Source organism: Desulfovibrio piger, from assembly GCF_012843875.1.
Taxonomy (GTDB): Bacteria; Desulfobacterota; Desulfovibrionia; order Desulfovibrionales; family Desulfovibrionaceae; genus Desulfovibrio.
In genome coordinates this window covers 1-6,928 of sequence record NZ_JABAFY010000080.1, presented here as the reverse complement: position 1 = coordinate 6,928, position 6,928 = coordinate 1, and the positions used below count along the sequence as shown (strand labels likewise).

Here is a 6,928-nt window from a genome sequence, read left to right as displayed (position 1 = left end):
GCGTCTTTAGGCGCAGCCGGTAACAGGCCCTTACAGGGCCAGAGCAAACCACCCGCTTTGCGGGTGGTTCTGATTTGTCATGATTCTAGTAAAAAAAATTTTTGCTGGACTAATGATTGGTTGTACGTTATGTTCTTTTAACAGTGGAAAAGATTACCTGAATCTTTTCCACATTTGCTATTTTTCTTCGCGTTTGGCGCGGGCACTTCAACCCTTGGACGGAAATGTTTACATCCGAACAGCTTGTAGTGTACCCAGCTCAAGGAGTGGGCCAGATAGAGCGCATCGACAGCCAGAATATTGGTGGTTCGGCGTGCGATTTCTACATCGTGCGCATCCGGGCCAACAGTATCACCCTCATGGTACCTGTCAAAAATGCCTCTAATGTTGGTCTGCGCACTTTGGTCAGCACCAAGGAAGCAGAACACATCTGGGAAGCGCTGCGCAACAACCCCCAGCAGACCGTCCACACAGGCCAGAACTGGAACCGACGCTTCCGCGAGTATTCCGAACGCCTCAAGAGTCCTGACCTTTCCATCGTCGCCAACGTCCTGCGCGAACTCCTCCTCATCGGCCGTACCAAGGATCTTTCCTTTGGTGAACGGCGTCTCTTGGAACAGGCCATGAGCCTTGTGACCGGTGAACTGGGCGAAGTCCTCAAGACGGAACAGCGGGACTTGCAGTCCGAGCTCATCTCTCTTTATTCCCCGCCTGCCAAGCAGCCTGCGACCACTGCGCATTAACTATTTTTTACTTGCTTCCGGCCACAAGATAGGCTACACGCTTTTCACACGCCTTTTTTCTTCCAATCCCATAACATCTTTTTGCATCGCATTGCCGTTTTTCGGTGATGCGTGCTTTCTACGCCCATGGAAAAAGCACCCCGTAAATACGTCCGTAAAAAAAAGGCTGCACCCGCCTTACTTTCAGATAGCGGCCTGAGCCTGACAGAACTGAAAACCCGCAGCATGCAGGCCCTGATGGAACTGGCTGAGCAGTACGAGATCGAAAATGCCAGCTCCATGCGCAAGCAAGAACTCATCTTCGCCCTCCTGCAGGCCTGTGCCTCCCAAAACGGTGCCATCTACGGGGATGGCGTCCTGGAGATCCTGCCCGACGGCTTCGGCTTCCTGCGCTCTCCCCTGTGCAGCTACATGCCCGGCCCGGACGACATCTATGTTTCTCCCTCCCAGATCCGCCGCTTTTCCCTGCGTAAAGGCGATATCGTTTCCGGCCAGATCCGCCCCCCAAAAGAAGGCGAACGCTACTTTGCCCTGCTCAAAGTGACGGAGATCGGCTTCGAACCGCCGGAAAATGCCAAAAATCTCGTTCTGTTCGACAACCTGACGCCCATCTATCCTGATCACCAGCTGATCATGGAAAATGGCGAGAAAAATCTTTCCAACCGCGTCATCGACATCATGTCGCCCATCGGCTGTGGTCAGCGCGGTCTCATCGTGGCCCCGCCGCGTACCGGCAAGACTGTTCTGCTGCAGTCTTTGGCCAACGCCATCAATGCCAACAATCCCGACGTCTATCTGATCGTCCTGCTCATCGACGAACGCCCCGAAGAAGTCACGGACATGGAACGTACCGTGAAAAAGGCCGAAGTCATCAGCTCCACCTTTGACGAACCGCCGCAGCGCCACGTGCAGGTCTGTGAAATGGTACTGGAAAAAGCCAAGCGTCTGGTGGAACGCAAGCGGGACGTGGTCATCCTTATGGACTCCATCACCCGTCTGGGCCGCGCTTATAACGCCGTGACCCCTTCATCTGGCCGCGTGCTTTCCGGTGGTCTGGACGCCAACGCCCTGCAGCGCCCCAAGCGTATCTTTGGTGCCGCGCGCAATATCGAAGAAGGCGGCAGCCTGACCATCATCGCCACGGCTCTGATCGACACCGGCTCCCGCATGGACGAAGTCATCTTCGAAGAATTCAAGGGTACCGGAAACATGGAGATCTATCTGGACCGCCACCTGGCGGAAAAGCGCATCTTCCCGGCCATCGACATCAACCGCACCGGCACCCGCAAGGAAGACCTGCTGCTTTCCGACGATATCCTCAACCGCGTCTGGATCCTGCGCAAGATCCTGGCTCCCATGTCCTCCATCGACAGCATGGAATTCCTGCTGGACAAGATGCGCGGGACCAAGTCCAACAAGGACTTCATGGACGCCATGGGCAAATAGCAACAACGTATCCGCTTTTCAGAAAGGCGCTCTTTGGAGCGCCTTTTTTGTTATTTTGTCCTACCGAACGCCATAGAGCGAAATGAAAAGACACGCGTTGGGTGTCTTTTGATGGGCGGTTTTGATTTGTGGCTCGTACATCCGCTCTGCCCTGCTCCGTTTTTTTCCACGAGTCATCCAGAAAAACTCGTGACGCGGCACACTTCCCTTGGAGCATTTGCCAGTCCGTATACTGAAGGACATTGCCGTCTTGTGCCACTCCATCAGCATCTCTATGATTTGCAAGGGACAGTGCTCCCTGGCCTGCATCCGCAGGGAGAACGACAAAGACAGGAAGGACTCCGGTGGACGACGACACAAAAAAAGGACTCCCCGAAGGGAGCCCGGAAGCATCAGAGCAATGGATGGGACCGGTTAGGCCAGCTTCTTCACCGCTTCCAGAACGGCGTCGTAGTCAGGCTCGTTGGTCACTTCGGGCACCAGCTGGCTGTAAGCCAGCGTACCGTCGGGAGCCACCACGAAGATGGCGCGGGCCAGCAGACGCAGTTCCTGGATCAGCACGCCGTAGTTCTTGCCGAAATCCACGTCCTTGTAGTCGGACAGGCTTTCCACGGCCTGCACGCCGGCGGCACCGCACCAGCGGGCCTGAGCGAAGGGCAGGTCGCAGCTCAGGGCCAGGATCTGCACTTTGTCGGACAGGGCAGCGGCTTCCTTGTTGAAGCGACGCACTTCCATATCACACACGGGCGTATCCAGAGAAGGCACGCTCACCAGGACCACGATCTTGCCCGCGTAGTCTTTCAGGCTGCGGGGTTCGAGGCCGTTGTTGCACACCGTGAATTCAGGGGCCTTCTGGCCAATGACGGGCAGGTTGCCTTCGAGGTGGAGAGGATTACCCATGAAAGTGACAGTATTCATAAAAAGCTCCTTGCGGCTTTTGCGTTCAAGATGCCCTTATGTAGCAGGATGCCCTGTCCTTGTCAAGAACATTTCCTATTTAACGGAATCCCAGACCAGGGCGGCCCATTCGCCGTCGATGATACGGCGCGGTTCGGGCAGTCCCTGGGCCTTGTAAGCCGCGGTCACGCCGTCAGCCTGGATCTCCAAGAGCCCGGAAAGGACGAGGCAACCGCCGGGGCGGCAGACGCGCACGATATCGGCCGCCATCTCGGTCAGCGGACGGGCCAGGATGTTGGCCAGCACCAAGTCGAACTGCTTGCCAGTCACGGCACCGATGCTGCCCTCGGCCACGGTGAAGTTTTCAGGCGCGATGGCGTTGAGGGCACGATTCTCGACCGCGTTGTCCACGGCCAGCGGATCGATGTCCAGACCTTCGCCCGTAAGGCCGAACTTGCAGCAGCCGATGCCCAGCACCCCGGAACCGGTGCCCAGATCGAGGAAATGCTGCCCTTCCTGTAGGCGTCCGGCTTCCAGCAGATCGCTGACCACACGCAGACACAGGGCCGTAGTGGCATGATGGCCGGTGCCAAAGGCACTCTTGGGCTCGATGAGGATGGGCGTCCGGCCGGGGAAGTCCTGCGTATCCGCCAGCCACGGCGGCAGGACCACAAAATGGTTACCGCAACACACAGGCGTGAAGAACTGACGCCAAGCCGCCAGCCAGTCGGTCTCCTCCAGCTCGGAAAGAGCGCTTTCCGCAGCCGGGACGGTCTGCTTCAGCAGCTGCTGCAGCCGTTCCAGAAAATCCTTCTGCTCGCAGTGGACCCGGAAGCGCGTCTCGCCGGTGGGCAGGCTCTGCTCTTCCCAGCCAAAGGGCACTTCCAGGGCCAGCAGGCCGGTGGCGCAGTCGTAATCACTTTCCGCAACAACAATTTCGAGGCGATGGATGGTTTTCATGCATTCTGCCTAGCCCGCACACCGGGCCCTGTCAAGCCGGCATGTTGATTTGCGGCGCAAATGCCTGTATGGATTGTCGGCATCGGCCTTTTGCCGTCTGCTTCGTGAGTGCGTCCCCGGGCGGGGCGCCTCCTTTTTTTCAGCTTTTCAGATTTTCCTAGTGATCCCCTGAGAATTCCACAAGCCTTTTCCGGCCAGCCGGGACGTATCCGGCCCAGACGGAAAAATATACGGGAGACGACGATGCTGGACCAGATCCTTGCGGACATCCGCAAGACCTTCGATGTGGACTTTGTTCCCCTGCAGCTGGATGACGGCCAGCTGGAGGTCCTGAACATCAACAATATGCAGAGCCATCTGGACGGGCTGCTGGCACGGCACGCCATCCATGACCCGCTGAAAGATCTGCCGCTCTGGGCCAAGGTCTGGCCGGGCTCCTTCGTGCTGGGGCGCTTCCTGCGCAAGCTGGAGCCCGAGGGCAAGACCATGCTGGAGCTGGGCGGCGGTTGTGGCGTGCTCAGTCTGGTGGCCTCCCGTTACGGCTTCCGCCATATCGTGACCAGCGACATCGTCAATGATGCCCTCCAGTTCGCCCGGGCCAACGTGCTGCACAACAAGCTGCAGGACCTGATCGACGTCTGCTATCTGGACGTTTCCCGTCCCGGCAAGGACGAGCGCTTCCCCGAAGGCTTCGACCGCATCGTCGCTTCGGAGCTCCTGTATCTCGATGACCTGCACCGGCCGCTGCTGAAATTCGTGGACCGTCATCTGGCTCCGGGCGGCAAGGCCGTATTCTGCACGGACATGGCCCGCGCCAAACCGCATTTTGCCAAGCTGGCCGCCAAGACCTTCCAGGTGCAGGAAGGCCATATCGGCGTCAAGAGCCAAGATGCCGACGGCAAGGAACAGCGCCGCATCTACGTCCTGCATATCCTGGAGCGCAAGCAGTAGCCATGAGCACGACCACTCTTCCCGTCATCCGTCTGCAGTCCTGCCCCAAGGGCTATACCCGCGACCTGGACAAGACCATCTCGCCCCAGGAGACCTATGAACGCGTGCAGGCCCGCATGCAGGCCGCCGGTCTGGACATCCTGGCCGAAGTCCGCCGCGTGGACGTGGGCCGTCTGGGCATCCCGGTCTACCTCAGCGTTTGCGGCAGGGACGCCCGCGGCATCATGCCCACCCGCAAACAGATGGGCAAAGGTTCCTCGCCGGAACAGGCCCGTGCTTCCGCTCTGATGGAACTGATGGAACGCTTTGCCTTCTTCAGTTTCTGGCAGCGCCTGCCGCATATGGTCAGCGCCACCTGGGCCGAGGCCGAAGAGCGCTTCGGCAAGGATCTGCTGCCCATCGAGGAGATCTGCCGCTCCGTGGACGACAGTCTTTCCCCGGAACAGGCCCGCGAAGCCATGAGCACCCTGCGCTGGAACTTCTTCCCTGCCACGCATCTGGCTGACGGTCGCACCGTCTGGCTGCCGCTGGACTGGTTCAAGCTGCTGGGCGAATTCAACGGCACGTCCGCCGGCAACAGCCCGGAGGAATCGCTTCTGCAGGGCCTTTCCGAACTGGTGGAGCGGCATGTCTGCTGCCGTATCGACCGGGAACGCCTGACCACCCCCACCATCGATCCCCACGAAGTGGACGATCCCACCCTGCGCGACCTGCTGGCCGCCTTTGAACGGGAAGGCATCCATATCGTGCTCAAGGATTTCTCCCTGGGCATGCCGCTGCCCACTGTCGGCGCGGTGGCCTGGGACCCGGCCACCTTCCCGGCCCGCTCCGAGATCGTGTTCACGGCCGGCACCGCAGCCTCTCCGGCCAAGGCCGCCATCCGTGCCGTCACGGAGATCGCCCAGCTGGGCGGTGACTTCTGCACGCAGGCCTGCTACGAGGCCTCCGGTCTTTCCAAGTTCGAGCGTCTGGAGGACATCCAATGGCTGCTGGAAGGGCCCGTCTGCCGCCTGTCCGACCTGCCCAGCGTGGAAGCGCCCGACATCCGCGACGAGCTGCTCCGGGCGCTGCATGATCTGGAACCGGTACAGGTCTATGCTGTAGAGACTACGCATCCCGATCTGGGCGTCCCGGCCCACTACTGCATCGCTCCGGGGCTCTCCTTCCGCGAGCGTGACCGCAACCAGAGCATCGGTCTGTTCGTGGGCCGCAAGCTGGCTGAAGAAGCGGACGAGGAAACGGCCCTGCATGGGCTGGCCGTGCTGGAGCGCTGCTACCCCAACGCGCATTTCCTGCCCTTTTTCCGGGCCATGCTGGCCCTGCGTGCGGAACGTTTTGAAGAGGCTCGTGACCTTTTCGCCCAGGCCCGCCCCCTGCAGCCCGAAAATGACGCCAAGGGGCTGGCCGCCTTTTACGAAGGTTATGTCTCCACGCTGACCGGCGACTGGGAAAGTGCCCTGTCCCCCCTGCGTGACGCTGTGGCCCTGTGCCCGGACATGAAGGAATACGGCAACCTGCTGGGCGTCTGCCTGTTCAAGCTCAAGCGTTATGAAGAAGCCGCTGCCGCCTTCCGTGCCGTGCTCAAGGTGGACAAGGGCTCGGTGATGGACCTGGCCAATCTGGGGCTGTGCGAAAAATTCCTGGACCAGAAGGAAGCCGCCATGGAACATCTGGCGGCCGCGCTGGAAGTGGATCCTTCGCTGGACTTTGCCCGCACGCATCTGGAAGAGCTTAAAGCATCGCTTTAAGTATTACCGCATTCCATGACTACCGGGGAGAAAGTCCTGTACAGGGCTTTCTCCCTTTTCCATCCTCTCAGGCTGACCTGACGACGGCTGCCGCGCCCTACTCTGTTTCCTAGATAGTGTCGTCAAATTATGTTTGCCCACAAAGATATGCATCTGATTTGAACGGCGGCAAGAAAAGATGCA

Annotated in this window: 6 protein-coding genes; 4 read left to right on the top strand and 2 right to left on the bottom strand. The window is 59.4% G+C overall.

Annotated elements, in window-relative coordinates:
• The first annotated feature begins 224 nt into the window (after positions 1 to 224).
• Complete coding sequence (locus HF854_RS11920; RefSeq protein ID WP_006005737.1) at positions 225 to 743, top strand: CarD family transcriptional regulator; 519 nt, start codon at positions 225 to 227, stop codon at positions 741 to 743.
• A 195-nt stretch (positions 744 to 938) separates the two neighbouring features.
• Positions 939 to 2,189: a transcription termination factor Rho gene (rho, locus tag HF854_RS11915; RefSeq protein WP_040369422.1), complete on the top strand. Its 1,251-nt coding sequence runs from the start codon at positions 939 to 941 to the stop codon at positions 2,187 to 2,189.
• A gap of 414 nt (positions 2,190 to 2,603) precedes the next feature.
• Here the strand turns inward: rho and tpx are convergent, their stop codons facing one another.
• Both tpx and HF854_RS11905 read right to left on the bottom strand, forming a co-directional pair.
• Positions 2,604 to 3,107, bottom strand: coding sequence for a thiol peroxidase (tpx, locus tag HF854_RS11910; protein ID WP_168936485.1), 504 nt, complete (start codon positions 3,105 to 3,107; stop codon positions 2,604 to 2,606).
• A 75-nt stretch (positions 3,108 to 3,182) separates the two neighbouring features.
• Positions 3,183 to 4,046 (bottom strand): 50S ribosomal protein L11 methyltransferase, encoded by an 864-nt coding sequence (locus tag HF854_RS11905; protein ID WP_168936484.1) that lies wholly within the window; start codon positions 4,044 to 4,046, stop codon positions 3,183 to 3,185.
• Between the two features lie 243 nt (positions 4,047 to 4,289).
• Here HF854_RS11905 and HF854_RS11900 point away from each other — a divergent pair, with 243 nt between their 5' ends.
• On the top strand, positions 4,290 to 4,997 hold the full coding sequence (locus HF854_RS11900) for a class I SAM-dependent methyltransferase (protein WP_204625907.1): 708 nt from the start codon (positions 4,290 to 4,292) through the stop codon (positions 4,995 to 4,997).
• 2 nt (positions 4,998 to 4,999) lie between these two features.
• Positions 5,000 to 6,745 carry a YcaO-like family protein gene (locus HF854_RS11895; protein WP_168936483.1) on the top strand — a complete coding sequence of 582 codons (1,746 nt, stop codon included), beginning with the start codon at positions 5,000 to 5,002 and terminating at the stop codon, positions 6,743 to 6,745.
• Positions 6,746 to 6,928: the final 183 nt, after the last annotated feature.